The following is a 21,674-nucleotide window of genomic DNA, read 5'->3' on the forward strand; positions in this document are numbered from 1 at the left end:
TTTTGCTTAATTAGAGTAACAGCAAAACTTCTATTGACATCTATTTTTGTAAATACAATCAAACAAATAACATTTTGATAAACAAAAATTACACAAACCCACTTATCATTCTGTTTTTATCAACTTTATTGGCTTTTGGTCAAAAAAAACAAAATGAGATTAAGAAAGATAAAATAGCTGCTAACTGGGAATCTATGACTGATAACTATCATGTACCTGAGTGGTTTCAAGATGGAAAGTTTGGAGTTTGGTTTCATTACGGAATTCCTTCTTCAATAGATGAAAACAGACCCAATGACGGTTCTCATTACGGACGAAGAATGTATGGTGCTATAGACGGAGAAAAAGAAGGTCAACTTAAAATGACTGAAACATTGACTGAATGGCATGTTAAAGAATATGGAGAATTATCCGAATTTGGATATGAAGATTTTATCCCTAAGTTTAAAGCTGAAAATTTTGATGCCAATAAATTAACAGCATACATTAAAAGTATAGGAGCTAAATTTATTATGCCCGTTGGTACACATCATGATAATTTTGACATGTATGATTCTTTTTTTGAATGGAACTCTGTAAAAATGGGACCCAAAAGAGATTTTCTTAAAGAATGGAAATTAGCCGCAGAAAAACATGATTTAAAATTTGGAGTTTCCACCCATTTGTATTGGTCACCTCGCTTTTTTGCCACTGCTCGTAAATATCAAAAAAAAGGGACTCCAGAATGGGATTTTTTCAACATGGATTATCACCCAAAAGAGTTTGCAAAACAGGATTCATGGAATCAGTTTTGGTATCAGCGTTGTTGGGATATTATACAAAAATACGACCCTGATATGTTTAATATTGATTCTTCTTACCCTAAAGAAAAAGGTAAAGATGAATCTGGATTAGGTCTTGAGTTATTTGCTAATTTTATTAATAAAAATTTAGAAAAAAATTCTGGAAAACAAGATGTAGTACTCTCTCTAAAGGTTGGGCCTACCAATAAAGCAGCTTTTACCTATAACTTAGAAAGAGGTGGTGCCGCCACTATAAAACCAAACCCATGGATGTGGGCTACGGATTTGTCTGGAAATTGGTTTTACAGAAAAAATGCTATTAACAGAATGACGGTCCCTGTAATGATTGCTAATGGAGTAGATGCGATTAGTAAAAATGGAGTTGTTATGCTTAATGTTGCCCTTACTTCCGATGGAGTAATTCCAGAAAAACAAAAAAAATATCTTTCTGCTTTTAAAGATTTGTTTGACGTGAATGGTGAAGGATTATATGGCACTAGACCTTGGAAAATATATGGAGAAGGTCCTCTAAAAATAAAAGAGGGTCGTCAAGGAGAAAATCATAAAGAATTTTCACAAAAAGACATTCGTTTTACCACAAAAGACGGGAATCTTTATGCTTTTGTATTGGCAACTCCTACTGAAGATATTATCATTAAAACCCTAAAGAAAGGCGGAAAACTAGATAAGCAAATCAAAAAAATATCCCTGTTAGGAAGCAATGAAACCATTTACTGGGAACAAAACACAAATGAATTAAAAATCACATGCCCTAAACAAATGCCTAATCAACCCATTATTGCATTTAAATTATTGTTAAAATAAATTTATTTCTAAAATGATGGATTTCAAATACTCATTTTCATTTATCGTCATATCACTTCTTATATCTTGCAATGTGTCTAATAAAGCACTAGACACCAAAGAAGAGGATTCAGAAACCATGTCAATTGTTGAAGAAAATAAAAACTTTCCAGAATTTTCTTGGGACAAAATACCTTTGTATATGCATGTCCGTAAAAAAACAGCATACACAAATGATGAAATAGAATATCTTTCAAAATTCCCTTTAATTACAATAGAAAAATCTACAGGATATGAAACTTTTGGATCTAATGAAGCAGGAACGCTAGAAACTGCTAAAGCAATCAAATCTATCAATCCAAACACAAAAATATTGTATTATAAAAATGTAGTTATCAATTGGGGAAACTACGAAGAAGATGAACTTTTTTTGGAAGAACATCCTGAAGCTTATTTAAGGAATGATGATGAAGAAAAGTCTTTGATGCCAAATGGCGTTACACCTTTTTTTGATATTTCTCAAGAAATAGTACAGAATTACTGGCTTAGTCATGTAAAAAGAATCACGGAAAGTACGTTTATTGATGGAGCTTTTTTAGATGCCAATATTAAGGTATTGGTTCCTAGCTTCTTTGGAAATAAGGTAGGAGAAGACAAACAGCAAGAAATAGAAGCAGGTTACTTTACAATGCTGCAAAATTTAAACACCCAAATAGGAGAGGAGAATCTACTAATTGCCAACATTATTCGTGTTCGTCCTGAATTTGAAGACACAGGTAGGGAATTCTTGAAATACTTTAACGGATCTTATATAGAAGGTTTTGATAATGAAAGTTTTGGAATGACCTATGCCGATTATTTGGTAGCGGGAATAGAAGCTGTTCAGAAATCAGCCAGAGAAGGAAATGTAATTGCTATGTCTCTAGGAATTGGTGAAGCCATTGATGGATCTACAATAGGTATTGATGATGTTAGAGAATCCGTTGAATTGGAAGGAAATCTTAATGACAGGATAGATTACTTACTCGCTATTTTTCTAGTATGTGCTGAAAAATACAGCTATATCTATCCACATGATGGTTTTAATAGTTTGACATCTGCGGTTTGGTTAAAAACATTTTCTCAGTACGAAAAGAACTTAGGAGAACCCACAGGCTATGCAATACAAGATGGATATATCTATACTAGGTCTTTTGAATATTTAGATGTTTGGTTAGATATAGAAAACCAACAAGCCAAATTAAATTGGAAATAACGTTTATAAAAAAGAATTATTCACAAGGAAAAGATCAGCAGTAAACAGTCAAGATGAAGCTGATTACAATTAATCATCGTTTTATGAAACCTTTATTTTTTTCGATATTATCATTTTGTTTATGTAGCTATGCAAAAGTATCTCCTCCCTTAAGCAATAGCCAACCTAACATCATTTTTGTAATGACAGATGACCAAGGTATGGGAGACTTTTCTTGCATGGGCAACCAAGTAGTAAAAACACCTAACATTGATGCTTTTTACAAAAAATCTACACGCTTTACGGAATACCATGTAAGCCCTACTTGTGCACCAACCCGTGCTGCTTTAATGAGTGGTGGACACGAGTTTAGAGCTGGAGTAACACATACCATTTTAGAGCGTGAAAGAATGGCTTTAGACATTTTTACCATGCCACAAGCTTTAAAATCTGTTGGGTATAAAACAGGGATTTTTGGAAAATGGCACTTAGGTGATAGTGATGAATACTTACCAACACATCGTGGTTTTGATGAAGTTTTAATACATGGAGCTGGTGGAATTGGGCAAATTGGTTTAGGTGATTTTCCTCCCAATAAGGAAAATATATATTTTGATAATGTGCTTTTACACAACAATACCATTGTAAAAACAAAAGGTTTTTGTACGGATGTGTTTTTTGACGCAGCATTAGCGTGGACAAAACAAAAAATAGAATCCAAAGAAAGATATTTTACTTATATTTCTTTAAACGCTCCTCATGCACCATTGGTAGCTCCAGAAGCATATAAAAAAAGATTCTTAGACTTAGGCTATGATGAAGGAACCGCAGGTAGATATGGAATGATAGAAAATATAGACGACAACTTTGGTCGCTTAATAAAAAAATTACAAGAGTGGAATGCGTTAGACAATACCTTGGTCATTTTTACCACAGACAATGGTGCTACTCATCTAGGCGGAACTTTAAACGGAAAAAAAGTAAAACATTTTAACGCCAATTTAAAAGGAGGAAAAAACTCTTCATATGAAGGCGGAAATCATGTTCCTTTTTTTTGGTATTGGAAAAATGTATTAGCAGAAGGTCGTGATATCAATGAATTAACAGCACATATAGATATCTACAAAACATTTGTTGATTTGGTTGGAGCTAAACTTCCAAAAAAAATGCAGAAATTAGAGGGACGTTCTTTACTCCCCTTGTTAGAAAACAAATCCAATTTAGCATGGGATGATCGTATGTTGTTTGTTCACTGTGGGCGATGGCCATCTGGAAAAATTAATGAAGCTAAATTTGATAATTTTGCCGTTAGAACGCAACAATGGAGATGGGTAAACACCGATCAATTATATGATGTTTCTATTGATCCAGGAGAAAAAAACAATGTAATTGCAGAACATCAAGATGTTGTAGACCAGCTAAAAAAACCTTATGATAATTGGTGGAGCAACTCTATTCCATTAATGGTAAATGAGAACCGTAAAAAAATCAAAAAACAACCATTACACACCAAATATTATGAACAATTAAAAGCAAAAGGTATTCCTTCTTGGAGTCCAAAACCTATAAAATAATCTAAGAACACCTCGTTATACAAATTCATAAAAACTTAATAAAATGCTTAAAAGAACATACCAAAGAAATACGTTTATTTTAACAATCATATTGCAATGCATCTGTTTTCAAAACAATATGTATTCTCAAGATAAAAAACCAAACATTATCTACATTTTAGCAGATGATTTGGGTATTGGTGATGTAAGCATCTATAATGAAAACAGTAAAATTCAGACTCCGCATTTAGATCAAATGGGTAAAGAAGGTATGATGTTCACAGACGCACATACTTCTTCTGCGGTTTGTACACCTACACGATACGGTATTTTAACCGGAAGATACAATTGGCGAACCCCTTTAAAGGAATTTGTGACTTGGGGAAACTCACCTAGTTTAATCCAAAAAGATAGATTAACCGTTGCGCAAATGCTAAAAGAAAAAGGCTATACAACAGCTAGTATTGGAAAATGGCATTTGGGTTTAAATTGGACGATGAAAAACAACAGTACGGAGTTTGATCATTTTTCAGACACATCAAATCGTTTGAATTTCAAAGATATCGATTATAGCCAACCTTTAAAATTTGGACCTAATGATATGGGGTTTGATTATTCGTATATGATAGCAGCATCCTTAAACATGCCTCCTTTTGTCTATATCGAAAATAATAAAGCGACCATGGTACCAACAGGTATTTCCGCACAAACTAAAAAACAAGCACCTTATGCAACTTGGATAAGAGGTGACATTGCAGATGATTTTAAACACGAGGAAGTACTACCAAATGTTGTAAATAAATCTATTTCATTTATTAAAGAGAATGCCAATAAAGAAAAACCTTTTTTTATGTACATTCCATTGCCTTCTCCGCATAATCCTGTTTTACCAATTGCACCATGGAAAGGACAAAGTGAAATTGGCAGTCCTTATGCCGATTTTGTAATTATGATTGATGATTTAATGGGTACTATCTTTAAAACATTAAAAGAAAAAGGGATTGATAAGAATACACTAGTTGTGTTTACAAGTGATAATGGATTTGCTACTACAAACGATTTAAATACATTAAAAAAAGAAAAACACAGTCCAAGTTATATTTACAGTGGTTATAAAGGAAGTTATTTAGAAGGTGGACACAGAGTACCTTTTCTAGTAAAATGGCCAGGAACAATTAAACCAAATTCCATTTCAAACGCAACCATTTGTACAACAGATTTTATGGCAACTTGTGCAGAAATCATTAATTATGACTTTAAAGATAATGAAGCAGAAGATAGCTTTAGTATGTTACCATTATTAACCAATGAAGGAGATTATTTAAGAGAAGTAACTATTCATCATGATAAATATGGTGTTTTCGCCATTAGAAAAGGAGATTGGAAATTAATTGTATCACCAAACTCTGGAATTATGGCATCCGGAGCTACAAAAAAACATAAAGATGTTACAGCAGAAGAGATTCTGTATAATTTAAAAAAGGATGTTAAAGAGAGAAATAATGTTGCCGATCAATTCCCTGAAAAGGTAGAAGAATTAAAAGAACTATTAGGCCAACAAATTAGAAACGGAAGAAGTACTCCTGGAAAAAAACAAGATAACGATGCTATTACAGGCGAATGGCCACAAGCTAGTTTTGCATTTAAAAAATAAGTTCAGTTCTAAATACTAAAATTAAAGACACAAATGAAAGCATTCAAATTTGTTTTAATACTATTTTTAGCAACCTCTTGTAAGTCTAATGCGACTATCCAAAAACAAGATACTATTGTTAAAAAAACCACTCCTAATATTGTTTATATTTTTAGCAGATGATATGGGGTATGGAGACCTTTCCTCTTTAAATTCAGAATCTGGAATTCAAACACCTAACATGGATAAAATCATAAAAGAAGGGGTTCATTTTACAGATGCACACACAAACTCTTCTGTCTGTACTCCTACTCGATATGGTATCATTACAGGACGTTATGCTTGGAGAAGCTCTTTAAAAAAAGGGGTTTAAAATGGTTATAAACCAGCATTAATAGAAGAAAGTAGACCAACAGTTGCCTCTTATCTAAAAAGCAATGGCTATACAACAGCATGTATTGGAAAATGGCACATCGGTTTAGGTCTACAGCCAAAAGATGGAGACAAAACGATAAAGGCGAAAGATGGATTGAGTAATGTGGATTTTTCTAAAAGAATAAAAGATCCAAGTGATTTAGGATTTGACTATTCGTACATTATTCCCGCTTCTTTAGACATTCCCCCTTATTTATATATTCAAAATAGAAAAGCTGTAGAATTACCAACCGAATATACAACAGTTAAAAGAAAAGGTCGAGGTCTTAGTTGGAGGCCAGGAGAAAAAGCACCCAATTTTGTATTTGATCAAGTATTAGACAATTTTACAAAAAAATCTGTTTCTTTTATTGATGATCAAAAAGAAACAGATGCTCCTTTCTTTCTTTATTTTGCATTAACAGCACCTCATACACCTTGGTTACCTGTAGGTAAAGCCGTTGGTAAATCTAAAGCTGGCGATTATGGTGATTATGTTACAATGGTAGATGATGCTGTAGGTGCAGTGGTTGCTTCTTTAGAAAAATCAGGTCAGCTAGAAAACACATTGATTATTGTTACTTCTGATAACGGGTCTAATTGGACAGATAGAGATAAAGAAAAATTTGCCCATCGTGCAAACTATATTTACAAAGGTCAAAAAGCAGATATTTACGAAGGAGGTCATAGAGTACCTTACATTGCGCAGTGGCCAGGTGTAATTCCTGCAGGACTAGTATCCAATCAATTAATGTGTACCACCGATTTGTTTGCTACGTTATCTGGTATATTAAATCAACCAAGAATAGAAAATGCTGCGGAAGACAGTTATAACATGTGGCCTGCTTACACGGCAAATATCAAAACCCCAATTAGAGAAGCTGTAGTACACCATTCAATGTTTGGTATGTTTTCCATCAGAAAAGATAAGTGGAAATACACGCCAAACTTAGGTTCAGGTGGTTTTACAAAACCAAAAGATATAGAACCTAAGCCTAACGAAGCATCAGGAACGTTATATGATATGATAAATGATCCTGAAGAAAAAAACAATTTGTATAAAGAACATCCAGAAGTGGTTGCAGAATTAAGTAGTCTTTTAGAAAAGTACAAGAAACAAGAGTATAGTAATAAATAGGAATAGAATTATGTCAATATTTAGAGAAATTAAATTAAATCCTTTATTCGTAATCCTATTCATCACATTTCCATTATTAAAAGGAGTTGCACAAAAAGACGATCAATCAAATGGAGCGTATCTCGATATTTACATCCAAAAATCTTGGGAAAAATTAGACAAGAATAAGGATGGTCAATTTTCTGAAAGTGAAAACGAGCGTAGCTGGAAAAAATTAAAACGATTTGATGTTAATATAGACAATCAAGTAAGTTTCAAGGAGTATGCTAGTAAAATTCAAGTTCCTTATCTAAACACCGTAGAAAAAAGGAAACTAAATGTATTGTATAAAACAACCAAAGAACAAGATTTATACTTAGATATTTATTACCCTAAAAATGCAAAAGAAACAGATAAGTTACCTGTGGTTATTTATACTCACGGTGGTGGTTGGACAGCAGGTAGCAGACATGGAGCAGCTAATGCTTCTTTTAAAACGGTACATACAGCACTTTTAGAAAAAGGATTTTGTGTGGTATCTGTAAGTTATAGACTTTGGAAAAATGGTGGAAATATTACCATGAGAGATTGTGTGATAGATTGTAAAGATGCCTTACGTTATTTGTCTAAACATAACGAAACATTAGGAGTTGATGTGAATCGTTTCTATTCTTTTGGAGATTCTGCTGGTGGTCAAATTTCCCAAATGTTATTATTAAGTGCTCCAGAAACTTTAAAAGGAGATCCTGATTTAGCTTCTTACACTTATAACATGGTTGCTGGAGTTTCTTGGTATGGCCCTTGTGATTTTGAAAAGTCTGATTTATTTAATCATGATGATCGCGCAAATTTTCACGACAGATTTGGACCTAGAATTTTAATGTCTGATACGAAAGAAAGAGATAAATTGGGATTGTATAGAGAAATGAGTCCTATTAATTACTTAACTAAAAACAGTGCTCCTTTATTAATGATTCAAGGAGATAGCGACACAACTATTCCTGTAAAACATGCTTATTATATGCATGAAAAAGCAACTAAAGTAAAAGCTTCTTTGTCTGTTATTATTGTTAAAAATGCAGGTCATAACTGGAGAAAAGTAGGAGCTGATATTGATCCCACAAAAGAGCAAATAGAACAGACTACTATTGATTACTTTGTTTCACACCTATAATTATTTTCTATGAATTTTAAACCTTTTTTACTTTTTCTCATATCTATTTCATTAATAAGTTGTAAGAAAAAATTATTAACAAAAAGAGAAACTCTCCCAAATGTAATTTATATACTAACGGATGATTTAGGCTATGGCGATGTTAAATATTTAAACCCTGATGGTAAAATAGATACTCCTCAAATGGATCACTTGGCTTCTCAAGGTATGATTTTTACAGATGCTCATACAAGTTCATCTGTATGTACTCCTAGTAGGTATAGTATTATTACCGGTAGGTATAATTGGCGAACCAAATTGCAAAAAGGTGTTCTATGGGGCTTTAGCCCTCCTTTAATAGAAAACAATCGTTTAACTGTTGCTAATTTTCTACAAAACCAAGGATATCATACAGCTTGTTTTGGAAAATGGCATCTTGGGATGGATTTACCTTTTAATGGAACCCCTGCCGTAGGTAGATACCCTAAAAAACCTAATGTAAATTGGAAAGGAACTATAAAAAACGGACCTACAGACAGAGGTTTTGATACTTTTTATGGTATCTCGGCTTCATTAGACATGCCTCCTTATATTTATATTCAAGATGATAAATTTATAGGAGAATGTGAAATGACTCTTAGCGGAAAAAAATTATCTCCTAAAAATCCAGAATTTAAAGCTGTAGATGTACTTTCAAAAATTGGAGAAAAAACTATTGATTATATTAAAAACTACAAAGGTGATAAGCCATTTTTCACATATGTAGCTTTTACATCTCCACACACCCCTATCCTCCCCTCTAAAGAATGGGTTGGTAAAAGTGAATTAGGAAAATATGGAGATTTTGTCATGCAAACAGATGATGTTATTGGTAAGATTGTAAACGCTGTTGATGAAATGGGCTTGACCGAAAACACTATTATAATTGTTACTAGTGACAATGGCTGTTCAAAACATGCTGGAATTTCCGATATGATTCAAAAAGGTCATTATCCAAGTGGAAAATTCAGAGGATCTAAAGCAGATTTGTGGGAAGGTGGACACAGAGTGCCTTTTATTGTTCGTTGGCCTAAAGAAGTTACTGCAGGTACTAAAAGCAACGAAACAATCTGTTTAACTGATTTTTTCTCTACCATGTCTGAAATTACGAAACAAAATATTCCTAATGGATTTGCGGAGGATAGTTATAGCTTTTTACCAGCATTAAAAGGGAAAAAAATAATTTCTAATCGTAAAGGAATTATACACCACTCAGTTAGTGGTCATTTTGCTTATCGTCAAGGGAAATGGAAACTTTTATTAGCAAAGGGATCTGGAGGATGGTCATCACCTAGAGAAAACGAGGCAAAAACAGCTCCTAAAGTACAGTTATACAACTTAGAAAATGATCCTGGAGAAACTACAAATTTGTATAAAAAACATCCTGAAATTGTTGAAAAATTATTGGAGCAATTAAAATCTGATGTTTACAACGGTCATACTACAAAAGAATCTCAATTTAAAAACGATATAGAAGATATTGTTTTATGGAAAAGTGGCAACCAATAACCTTTCCTAAACCCAAAATTTTCCGAAACTAAAAACACAACTGATTAAGGTTAATACATGACAATTAAAACACCCCCGTGTCTATAAAAAGTAAAGAAATAAGTGCTCATATAACTAATATGATTGATTAAAGTAAGAAAAAAAAAGAATACAGAAAACGTAGTTTTAAATATCGATTTAATTTTGTCTAAGTGAACTTCACTCTTATGATGATTCAATCAAAAATATTTTATTATATGAATCTGTTTACACCTAAAAAAACCTAAAAATTAAATACTCATGAATACATTTATTTTTTTTAATAAGAGAATAGTTTTTATCCTATTGATGTCTGCCATTTGGTTTTCAAATGCCCAAACAAATTCAGAAAAACCTAATATCGTTTTTATATTATGTGATGATTTAGGCTATGGAGATGTACAAAGTTTGGCTCCAGAAACAAGTAAAATTAAAACACCACATATAGATAAACTAACAGAGCAAGGGATGGTTTTTACAGATGCACATTCAGGGTCTTCTGTCTGTACACCAACTCGTTATGGAATTATGACAGGGCGTTATAGCTGGCGATCTAAGCTACAAAGCGGAGTAGTATCTGGTTTTGCTCCAGATTTAATTAAAGAAGACCGTCCAACGGTTGGAAATTTCCTTGGTAATCAAGGATATAATACAGCAATCATCGGAAAATGGCATTTGAATTTTCAATATATAGATTCTATTTCGAAAACAACGATTCGAAAAAAGGGTAGAAATTTGCCTCCTGTAGGTTCAACCATACCAGATGGACCAATTCATAGAGGATTTGATTATTACCATGGTTTTCACCATGCTGGTAGTATGAAAGCAGTTATAGAAAACGACAAAGTAATTCTTCATGAAGACGAAATAAATATGTTACCTCGTTTGACCAGTAAATCTGTAGCTTATATTAATGACCAAGCAAAAAATAAAGATGGTAAACCATTTTTTCTATATGTTCCTTTAGGTTCTCCACATACACCAATACTCCCTTCTAAAGAATGGCAAGGTAAAAGTGGACTTGGAGCCTATGCCGATTTTGTAATGCAAACAGATGCTACAGTAGGAGCAATTACAAAAGCACTAAAAGATAATGGATTTTCTGAAAACACATTGGTGATTTTTAGTAGCGATAATGGAACTTCTAAAGCAGCAAATATAAAAGGACTTGAGAAAAAAGGACATATTGTAAGTGCAGGTTTTAGAGGATCTAAATCTGATTTATGGGATGGAGGTCACCGTGTTCCTTTTATTGTAAGATGGCCTGGTAAAGTAGAATCGGGTTCTGTAAATCATAACTTAATCTGTTTAACAGATGTATTTGCTACTTTTTCAGACATTATAAATGTAGCTGTACCTAGTAATAGTGGTGAAGACAGTGTTAGTTTCTTACCAGCCTTAAAGGGTCATAAAATAAAGAGTACTAGAACTGGTGTGATACATCATTCAATTAGTGGACATTTTGGATATAGACAAGGAAAATGGAAGTTGTTATTAGCTAGAGGATCAGGAGGTTGGAGCTCGCCACAAGAAGATGATACTACATTAGACAATATGCCTATTGCTCAGTTATATGACATGGAAAACGATGCAGCCGAAACAAATAATTTATACTTAGAGCGTCCAGAAATTGCAGAAAAGCTATTACAACTTTTAGAAAATGATATTAAAAATGGAAGAGGTACAACAGGAGAATTTTCTCAAAATGATATTGATGATATTATTTTATGGAAAAAAAGAACTGTTAATAGAAGTCAAAAGGCTAAAAATAAAATGAAAAAGAAGAAATCTAAAAAATAACTTATTTAGAATTTTTGAAATATAATTTCTCACAAATACAAACTGAGCAACACATAAAAATTATGATGTATTGCTCAGTTTTTTTTATGCTTTTTTATATAAAAAAGAAGAATTCTTATACAAGTAAGATTTATCATCCACTTCTCACAAACACATAAACAACTAAAAACAAACACCTTAATCAATGTATATTGATTATTCTTGTTGCTTTATAATTGAAAAGAGATAGTAAAAGACCTAAATAAGCATGAGTTATAAGAAAAAAAAGGCAAAATTGTGAACTATATATTAAGAAGGAATATTTTTTTTTCAATCTGAAAAGTAAAAATGTTAAAAACAAATATCAGTTCTTATAGTAAAAAAACACAAAATGTCAAAGCTAAAGATATTATTAATGTCACCTCTTTTCCTTTTGTTAGGAAACAAAATTCATGCACAACATCTTTGGTATGAAAACGAAACTGAAACGGAAAACATTACATTTACAAGAACAGTAGATGGTACTTTTACTACAGATGAAACCAATCCAGATGTTAGCGGTATAAATATAAACACAACAAGTTCTAAGTTTGTTAGAAATGCAGATGTAAATAGAGGATTCACCTATTTTGATTTATTTACCCCACTAACAACTGCTTCAAAATATACAATTACCTTAAAAGCCTATACAGATGTTGCCACTTCAGACTTATCGTCTGAACCAAATCGACTACGTATCTATTTACGAAATACAACTACTGGAGATTTTAAACAGATAACAAAAAAATTCACAATAGGTCAGGCATGGGAAGAGTTTTCTTTTGTTTTTGATAAAGCTGATTTCACAACAGAAGGCTTAGGAAGTGGAGGTTATAATCAATTAGATATAGGTTATGGAAATGGACAAGAATCAACATCTACAATAACTTATTATATAGATCAGATTCACGGATCCATACCACAAATACCTCTTGAAGAAGTTCTTAAAGGATCTTGGGGTGGTCGTTTTTACATAAGAGCTGGGGAGGATTTAGATGACTATGTGGATAATAGAGGCTATGATTATATTGCAGGAGCGCAAGAAATTGCTGACAGTTATCCTACAATGGGGCATGTAATAACCAATGCTACCAATAATGCAAATTCACAATTATGGACTTTAAGAACAAATCCTAATGTAGATACTGTAATGGGAGCTACAGGTTCAGTTGTAGATGAAGAATTTGTACCTAGTTTAGCTAATGAACAAATCATTATTGATGTTATTGATATCTTTAAAAATTCAGGTAAAAAAGTTATTTTATATGTAAATACGCAAAGTCCAGCAAATAGAGCTACAGCAGCAGGAGCAGTAGCTTGGAATAATTATGTAGATACTTATTTTGCTGGTGATGGTCATGCAGCATGGATGAACTATTGTGAAGGTTACATCAAACGTTTTACAGAAATAGGAGTTGATGGATATTGGTTTGATTCATTTGGAAGTTATAATATAAATAATAGTCTTGGAGCTAATGATGTTGCTAGCACTACTGAACAAAAAGCTGAATTTGTAGCAATGATTCGTAATGCAGCTCCTAATGCTATCATAACAACCAATATTGATAAAGATTCTTTTGTTGATGAAAATGGAGATTTAATATTGGTAGATACTGATGGAGTTGATGAATTGGTAGGTGTTGATGGAACTGGTGATGATCCTAATAGAGATTATGCTATTATAAAGATGACAGCAACTAACCCTTGGTCAGACCTTACAGCAGGGCATATTACACCTTTAGGGCAAGGAGCTCCTCCTAATTCTTGGGCGTATGAAGAATTCACAGTAACAGATATTGAAGAATCATCAATATCTATATATGAAGAAAACTCTAAACAAACATTAAAGCATTTGTTTTTACCTATAAGATCTACTTGGTCTAGCGAAAGGTCTGACTTAATGTTTGATGATGAACAAGCGTATCGTTTTGCGAAAAGAATTACAGATGCAGGAGGATCCGTTACATTTTCAAACACAACAGCTACAGATGGTACCACATCAGAAGATGAAGTAGAAATATTAACATTTATAGATCAACAATTTGCTATCAATGCGGATGCTACAGTTTATGTACGTCCAGAGGGAGCATTTCTTGTTGGAGAAGATCAAAACCTCTCTATAGAAACTAGCCTGAAGGATGATTTACCTCTTAGAGCATTTCCTAATCCTGTAAAAGATGTTTTTAGTCTTACAAAGGAGGTAGCATCTGGTGTTTTGTATAATGCACTAGGAGCTAAATCATATCAATTTAATAATCAATATAAAAACATAGATATATCAAATCTAAGTGTTGGTTTGTATTTATTACAGGTAAATTATAAGGATGGACGTAAAGAACATTTGAAACTATTAAAAGAGTAGTTTTCTACAAACGATATTGATAAAACCCTTTTTATGAGAAAGGGAAGCACTATCCAAATTACGCAAATAAAATAATCGAACAAAATTATGAAAAAAGTATTTCTATTAGTAATGGCTTGTTTAATTACATCAAGCAGTTTTGCACAAGAAAGACCAAAAAAGCCAAATGTAGTATTAATTTTAACCGATGATTTAGGTTGGCAAGATGTAAAGTGTTACGATATTGACGAACCTTCTCCATTCGAAACACCAAATATTGATAAATTAGCTACAGAAGGCGTTCTTTTTTGGCAAGCTTATTCTGCTGCAACTGTTTGTTCTCCTTCTAGAGGAGCTATTTTATCAGGTAAACATCCTGTTCGTCTAGAAAGAACTAGTGTTAGAGGAGGTCATCCACCATTGCCTTTTAATTATGGATCCTCATTAATAAGTCCCTGGATGAGAGGTGCTTTAGACACATCAGAAGTTACAATTGCCGAATCTCTTAAAACCAATGGTTACAAAACTGGACATTCTGGTAAATGGCATGTAGGTATTGCAGTAACAGACTATCCAGAACCGAAAGATCAAGGTTTTGATTTCTCAAAGCATGGTTTTGGATCTCATAAAAGAATGGAGGATCGCACAAAAGGGTTCTCAACTGCCGACAAATCTGATCCCTTTTATTTAGATGAAGAAGGTTTTCCGTTTGATGACATTACTCAAGATGGTATTGATTTTATGGATGGAAACAAAAAAGATCCATTTTTTCTTTTTTATGCTTCTCGTTTAGTGCATACACCAATTCATACAAGAAGTGAAGCATTGTTAAAAAAATACTACCAGAAGTTAGGAATAGATTATCCTAAAGAAAAGGATCTTTGGGAAGAAAAAGGACAAAGAAATGCCTATTATGCTGCCATGGTAGAAACGATTGACCATTATACAGGTTTATTGATTAAGTACCTTGAGCAAACAGAAGATCCTAGATGGCCTGGACATATGTTAATTGAAAACACCTATGTGATTTTTACTTCTGATAATGGTGGTATGGAGCAACATACTGGTGAAATTATTACAGACAACTATCCATTAGATAAAGGGAAAATCAATGCTAAAGAAGGAGGTACCAGAGTTCCTTTTATTGTAAAAGGTCCAACAATTTCTTCAAATATAGAATCTAACGTAATGGTAAATGGTCTTGACCTTTATCCTACAATATTGAGTTGGACAGGAACCCAAAAAGAAGACAATCAAATATTAGATGGTGCCGATTTATCTACATTGTTAGATAAAGACCCAACAGATGCTAAACTAGTTATAGATACGGAAACAGGAGCACCTAGAAATACGATGATGTGGCACTTTCCAAACAGTTCTATGCAATCTACTTTGCGTGTTGATGATTATAAATTAGTCCGTCAATATACCGATACCGAAAAAAAAGCTACTTTAGAATTGTATCAGCTTTATGAAAACGGTTTAAAACGTGTCGATATTGAGGAATCTAAAAATCTAGCAACTCAAATGCCAGAAAAAGCAAAAGAAATGGATCTTCTTTTGAAACAGCGATTAGAAAAATTAAATGCGAGGTATCCTTTTTTAAACCCTACAAGTAAAGCACAATTACCTAACAAAGCTAAAATACCTACTGTTGTTAAAAATGGTGTGGATGGAAAAGAAGTTTGGTTAGAATACAAAAACAATGGTGCTAAAGTTGTAAAAGCAGAGTTAATATATACTAAAAATGGAGGGGTAAAAGGTGAAATTTGGTTTCCTATTACCATGAGGCTTATTGGTAATAAAGTTTGCGTAAAATTACCTAAAGGAACCACACATTATGTCTTTAATTTGGTTGACGAAAACAATTTTTTAATTAGTTATCCAGATGCCGGTTACCAAAAAACCACAAAAATATTTGCAACGAAAGCAATACAAGTTAAATAATATATTTAACTCATCATTATATTACCTGAAAAGATTCCGTATTGGATAGTCCTGTTAAATATATTCGTTCATTTAGTAAAGAAAACGACAGAGATAAATATGTTCCTAATCAATCTTCAAACAATAACGAACAACCTATTTACGAGGAATTATTCGATATTATTAAAGACTCAAAAGGACAAAATAATTTAGCATGAGATAAAAACTATATCAAAGTTTTAAACGAATACAGACAAAAGTGTAAAACCTTAGTATCAGAATTGAATTAAATTTTCACCTACAATTATATACCTCATGAAAAAACTGTTATTTATAATACTAGTCAAAATCTCAAAACCTAAATACATTCGTTATGCTTTTATAGCTAAACCAGAAGTAAATTTGGCTAATATATTAAAGCTACCTTGATGAAAAAAACCCAACAAAATAAATATCCTTTGTCTATAAATTTAGAAATGTATGAGGATGTTTCTGTTTCTCTAGAGTCATTTGAATTATTGAAAAAGTTAAAAACAATAATTCACAAATAATTTTATAATACAAAAACAAAAGGGAAAACAGTGGAGTTATATTAATATACCCATTTATAGGCCTAAATATAGTTTTTGATACTTCACCTCGTTAAATAGATCATAGTGAACATAATCTACAATTGATCTGTTTATAGAAAGCTGTTAAAATATAATTCTATTTTGATAAAAAACAAAAACCTCAACTGGATATTTCCAATTGAGGTTTTTATATTTAATAGATACAGGTCTATTATTTAATGTTTTTCAAATCTAAATAGACCTGTTTTAGGTTTTATTAGAAATAAAAAGACCGTTAAGGAATGGTTACCTCAAAAACTTTAGTACCATAATCTCTTGCAGCAGTAATTTTTACGGTTTGTCCAGAGTATTTTTTAAGGAACTTTTGTAAATGTGCTATATGTACAATTTTATGTTTATTTAATTTTTGAATCACCCAATCTTTGTTCAACCCAGCATCTAACCACATTTGTCCTTTTTTATTATCTAATGATTCAATATAACAACCAAAATTATATCCACCTGTAGCATCTATTAAATCTGGATCATCAGCAATATTTATTAACAAAGCTCCTTTTACTTCTTTCTGAAGTGCTTTTTTAGTTTTAGCAGTCTTTCCTACAGCAACAGTTTCTCCTGCATACTTACCAGCTAATAGTGTTGCTAACCAACTAGGGTAGGTGACTTCTTTAACTTTTGTGAATTCAACTTCGTTTGTAAAACCAACTGGAATTCCATTAGCATCAAACGTTCTAGCATTCAAAAATGTTGATTGATTAATTTTAAATGGCTTTGTATATTTTATAGAACTCATTGTTGGTTCTGAACCATCTGTAGTATAATAAATATTAGATTTTTTTCCTGCTCTAACATCTGCTTTTAAGCTTACTGTAGTTTCGTTTTCAAAATCACCTCCAAAGGGTAATATACGAGTCATTGTATGACCGAACTGATCCATTGGGAAGTTTTTAAATCCTGTTTTTAATGCAGGAGAATTTTCTTCAACTTGATAATTACCGTTGATTGGATCTACAAAATTTGGATTTGCTGAAACAGCGTTTAAATCATATCCTTCTTTATTCCAAGCTTCCATGTTCTGATTTGGGGACATCTCAAAATTATCAGGAAAATTAACGTTCCAATACGTATTATTGTCATAATTTTCACTCCATTTAACTTTTTTAGACAATCCCACTCCGCGGATAAAGTTTTTTGTAGGTTCATTTTTACCTGGCAATGTACCAGCAATCACAAAAATGTTTTTATAAATTTCATCTTCTGAATGTTCAGGCCATACGTGCCATCCTGAAGGAACTGCACTTACCGTGATGTTGTTGTACACTTTACGTCCCATACCATCTCTTAACTTAATGGTAGAACCTAAGTTTAAGTTGTTGTAGATTTCGTAATAACTAGAACCATCATCTAAATCAATCGTCCAATTTCCTGCACTAATAGATTTTCTGTAATTGGCTATTTTGTTATTTCGTAAAATAGTGTTGTCAATAGCATCCAATCTTGTCAATTCCTTTATAAAATGCTCATTCGTTCCTCTACCACCTTTCCATTGTCTTTCACGTCCCCAAGAATTAAAAGGTCCATGTTCTCCTGTTTCTCTAACGGTTTCCCAAATATCATTAAATTCAATAAGGTGTCCTCCCCAAGTACCATCGTTGATACATATTCCTGCACGCGGACAGTTATAAATGGTATTATGTGAAGCTGTTATTTTATGACTCATAGAAATGTAAACACCCGCCACTTGTTTACCAACATCACCAAAATCGTGCATGATACTATTTTCAACCACACATTCTTTTGGATAATCAGGTGTTTTAGGTCCTGCTTCTAAATCCATGTTCTCACGCATGTGATTCCAATTCTTTCCATCCATTAATCTATCATCCCATGTTTGATAAAAACGAACTGCTTCGGGAGAACCAACAAAACATACGGCACTTTCTCCTGTATGAACAAATCTACAACCGCTTACTTTATTGTTACGATTGTAAGCACTCATAAATACACCATTTCCTCCTACATACTCAAAATTACAGTCTTCAATTAACAGGTTTTCTGTCCCTTCCATAAAAATGGTACCACCTCTGTGAATAGCCCAGTCTCCACGAGCAACAGGCTCATAAGCCTCCATAAAGGTATAATTGGTTTGTGTAAAATGGAATCCTTTAAACTGAATGTTTTTTACAGGTGCTTCTTTCGTTCCTTTTAATTGAATGATATCTGCTATAACGGGTACCTCAATTTTAACGTCACTTAATTTTACGTCTCGCATCGGATAATAGTAAAGAGTGCTAGTTTTGGTATCTAAAAACCATTCACCAGGAACATCCAATTCCTCAAAAATATTTTCTACAAAATAATAAGAAGCATGACTTTTTTTACCTCCAATACCATGTGTTCTCTGTAGTTGCCAACCACCTTCGTTAAGGTATATTCTACTTTCTTCTTTATTGATTGATTTAAGTCTGTACTGCATATTTCCCCAGTTATGACTTTGGAAACCATGCACAATTCCTGTTTCTGGATTGCTCCATGTTTTATCCGAAAAAGTTTTAGGATCGTAGGAAAACCATTTATCATATCGTTTGTCTGTACCACCTGTTACTTGAAGGTATCCTTTTCCGTCACGAAGTGGGTTTTCGTAATCATAATTAGGAAAACGTGCTCTTACCTGACGAACATCATCAACAAATAATTGATCCATAGACAATCCTTCTGGAACTTGAGTTTTATAAATCCCTCCTTTGTGTTTTTCCCATTTTAAAGATGCTAATTGACGAGAGCCTTTTATAACAACCTTTTCTCCTGGAATTGCAGAAAATACAACTGGTTTTTTTGTTGTTCCTGAGTACTCGTTACCTAATGTAAGCGTTTCATCAATATAATATTCACCTGCAGAAAACCATACGGTTACAGTTTCTTTACTCGCATATTTTTTTACTTCTTGTAAAGCTCTTTTAAAGCTTACATAAGGACTGTTTTTTGCCCCTGAATTTACATCATCCCCCTTGGGAGAAACATAGATATCTTTTGCAAAAGAGTTTCCAAGTATTAACAGAACAGCAAGAGCTGTTAATAAATTTCTGGTTATTATCATCTGATAAAATTTAATTTTCGTTTTAAATACGAGTGTTGATTTTTAAATCTTATTCCTCAAATGAAACAACTACCTTATCTAAAATTGGTTTTGATTCATTTTCTGTTGTATCCGTCATTTTAACCTCAAATTGAAAACCGTATCCTTTAGGTAAGTCAGAAAAATTCATTTGCGCAGGAGTTTTTTCAATTTGCTTAGAGAAACCTTTGATATAATCATACTGTTCTTTCACAACTTGCCAATCACTCCACTCATTAACGAGTCCATCATTAGTGGTATCTACACCCATTCTTACTTTTACGGTTTCTACCCAAGGACCAGTACTTACATAATCATTTCTTGTTTGGGTAAGCAAGTAATATTTACCTTCTGCAAACATGATATCTGGATCTGGATGTCCTTGACCTATATTTCCACAAAACTCAAATTGTTTATTGATATTATCAGAAGTAAACCAAGCAACACTCATATGTTTACCACCTGTCTTACCTGCTGGATCATAATCTGCGAATAAATAATATTGACCACCAATAGAAATAGAAGCCCAATCTCCAAAAGAATTTTGTTCTGGCTCATGGATTTCGTATTTACCAAAAGAAACGACGTCTCCTTTTTTGATTCTTTGTCTCGGAATATCAACAGGTGACGGTTTTCCAGGATAGTTATTAGGGTCTTCCTTAAACCAATGTGGATGTGCATATTCAGCAAATTTACCAGTTGGTTTGGTGCGTTCATCTACAGGAGGGTTTAAAATTTTAAAATCATTAAAACCATCTTTACTAACAGCATGAATTGCTAAAGGCGAATCCCAAGCATGCGTAGAAGCATCAATAGGTGACCAATCTTCACCTATAATATGAAAATTCCCTTCTAAATCTCTAATGACTGCACAATCAGAACCATCTGAAGGATCTTTAAAAGCCATTCCCATTTTTTCACCAACAAGACCATCTGTTAAGTTGTCATCAATAAGTAAATGCGGATCTTGATCGTTTGGGAAATCGTAATAAAAATAAAATTTCCCATCAATATATTCTGCAGAAGTTACCCAACGAGAAGACATGTCTGATATAGGTCCATAATGCACCCAGTTTTTCATATCGATACTATGCCAAGCATGATAACCCTTTAACGTTTTTTTTAATCCTGATGGAGCATCAAATTGATTTTTAAGATGTGTGGTTTTTAACGCAACATCATACCCTTTTAATAGGGTATCCTTACTCTTAAAATCTTTCGGTCGTTTATTATTCTTTCTAGTATCATATTTACCAAACATCCAATAATTTCCATCTCCTAACTGTAATGCTACAGGAGCATCACCTAAATTTGCTGGTGCTGCAGTAGGGATTTGTTCCCAATTTAACCATTCTGATGATTGAGAAAATGTAATGGATTTTGCTGCTCTTTTTTTTGCAAACTTTTTCATAGAGCTTTGAAAAACGGCTTCTTTTTCAGTAGGAATTACTTTTCCTTTGCTGATTTCTAAATTTGTTTTTGTAGCTATACTCTCTTGCCAGTCTTTTTGAGACTCAATGATCCAATTATTTTGTGCTTGTAGCGTTCCACTTGCAGTAAATAAAGCAAATGTAAGCAGTAAAAAAGCTTTGTTTATTTGTGTTCTATTCTTCATTTTTATTATTTTTTTTAGATGAAAGGAATTT

The 21,674-nt window shown here is 32.8% G+C and carries 13 protein-coding genes and 1 pseudogene; 12 read left to right on the forward strand and 2 right to left on the reverse strand.

Features of this window, described 5'->3' with window-relative positions:
• The first annotated feature begins 74 nt into the window (after window positions 1-74).
• The 12 genes and pseudogenes from Q4548_RS00255 to Q4548_RS00315 all read left to right on the forward strand — a co-directional run bounded on the left by Q4548_RS00255 (window position 75) and on the right by Q4548_RS00315 (window position 16,892).
• On the forward strand, window positions 75-1,607 hold the full coding sequence (locus tag Q4548_RS00255; protein ID WP_303450018.1) for an alpha-L-fucosidase: 1,533 nt from the start codon (window positions 75-77) through the stop codon (window positions 1,605-1,607).
• A 73-nt stretch (window positions 1,608-1,680) separates the two neighbouring features.
• Window positions 1,681-2,841 (forward strand): putative glycoside hydrolase, encoded by a 1,161-nt coding sequence (locus Q4548_RS00260; protein ID WP_303450020.1) that lies wholly within the window; start codon window positions 1,681-1,683, stop codon window positions 2,839-2,841.
• A gap of 83 nt (window positions 2,842-2,924) precedes the next feature.
• A complete protein-coding gene (locus Q4548_RS00265; protein ID WP_303450022.1) occupies window positions 2,925-4,394 on the forward strand; it encodes an arylsulfatase in 1,470 nt (489 codons plus the stop codon).
• Between the two features lie 43 nt (window positions 4,395-4,437).
• Window positions 4,438-6,027, forward strand: coding sequence for an arylsulfatase (locus tag Q4548_RS00270; RefSeq protein ID WP_303450024.1), 1,590 nt, complete (start codon window positions 4,438-4,440; stop codon window positions 6,025-6,027).
• Window positions 6,028-6,166: 139 nt separating this feature from the next.
• Window positions 6,167-7,558: pseudogene (locus tag Q4548_RS00275) on the forward strand (sulfatase-like hydrolase/transferase).
• Between the two features lie 10 nt (window positions 7,559-7,568).
• Window positions 7,569-8,711 (forward strand): alpha/beta hydrolase, encoded by a 1,143-nt coding sequence (locus Q4548_RS00285; RefSeq protein ID WP_303450027.1) that lies wholly within the window; start codon window positions 7,569-7,571, stop codon window positions 8,709-8,711.
• A 9-nt stretch (window positions 8,712-8,720) separates the two neighbouring features.
• Window positions 8,721-10,238 carry an arylsulfatase gene (locus Q4548_RS00290; RefSeq protein WP_303450029.1) on the forward strand — a complete coding sequence of 506 codons (1,518 nt, stop codon included), beginning with the start codon at window positions 8,721-8,723 and terminating at the stop codon, window positions 10,236-10,238.
• 279 nt (window positions 10,239-10,517) lie between these two features.
• Window positions 10,518-12,056 (forward strand): arylsulfatase, encoded by a 1,539-nt coding sequence (locus Q4548_RS00295; protein ID WP_303450032.1) that lies wholly within the window; start codon window positions 10,518-10,520, stop codon window positions 12,054-12,056.
• Window positions 12,057-12,450: 394 nt separating this feature from the next.
• On the forward strand, window positions 12,451-14,436 hold the full coding sequence (locus tag Q4548_RS00300) for a T9SS type A sorting domain-containing protein (protein WP_303450034.1): 1,986 nt from the start codon (window positions 12,451-12,453) through the stop codon (window positions 14,434-14,436).
• Between the two features lie 87 nt (window positions 14,437-14,523).
• On the forward strand, window positions 14,524-16,362 hold the full coding sequence (locus Q4548_RS00305; RefSeq protein WP_303450036.1) for a sulfatase: 1,839 nt from the start codon (window positions 14,524-14,526) through the stop codon (window positions 16,360-16,362).
• A gap of 41 nt (window positions 16,363-16,403) precedes the next feature.
• Window positions 16,404-16,559: a hypothetical protein gene (locus Q4548_RS00310; RefSeq protein ID WP_303450039.1), complete on the forward strand. Its 156-nt coding sequence runs from the start codon at window positions 16,404-16,406 to the stop codon at window positions 16,557-16,559.
• A gap of 210 nt (window positions 16,560-16,769) precedes the next feature.
• Window positions 16,770-16,892: a hypothetical protein gene (locus Q4548_RS00315; protein ID WP_303450041.1), complete on the forward strand. Its 123-nt coding sequence runs from the start codon at window positions 16,770-16,772 to the stop codon at window positions 16,890-16,892.
• A gap of 295 nt (window positions 16,893-17,187) precedes the next feature.
• Here the strand turns inward: Q4548_RS00315 and Q4548_RS00320 are convergent, their stop codons facing one another.
• Entirely contained in the window at window positions 17,188-20,010 is a 2,823-nt protein-coding gene (locus Q4548_RS00320; RefSeq protein WP_303450044.1) for a chitobiase/beta-hexosaminidase C-terminal domain-containing protein, read from the reverse strand.
• Window positions 20,011-20,059: 49 nt separating this feature from the next.
• Window positions 20,060-21,643, reverse strand: a complete 1,584-nt coding sequence (locus tag Q4548_RS00325) for a hypothetical protein (protein WP_303450048.1) — start codon at window positions 21,641-21,643, stop codon at window positions 20,060-20,062.
• Window positions 21,644-21,674 lie beyond the last annotated feature (31 nt).

Source organism: Wenyingzhuangia sp. 2_MG-2023, assembly GCF_030548295.1.
Lineage (GTDB): Bacteria > Bacteroidota > Bacteroidia > Flavobacteriales > Flavobacteriaceae > Wenyingzhuangia.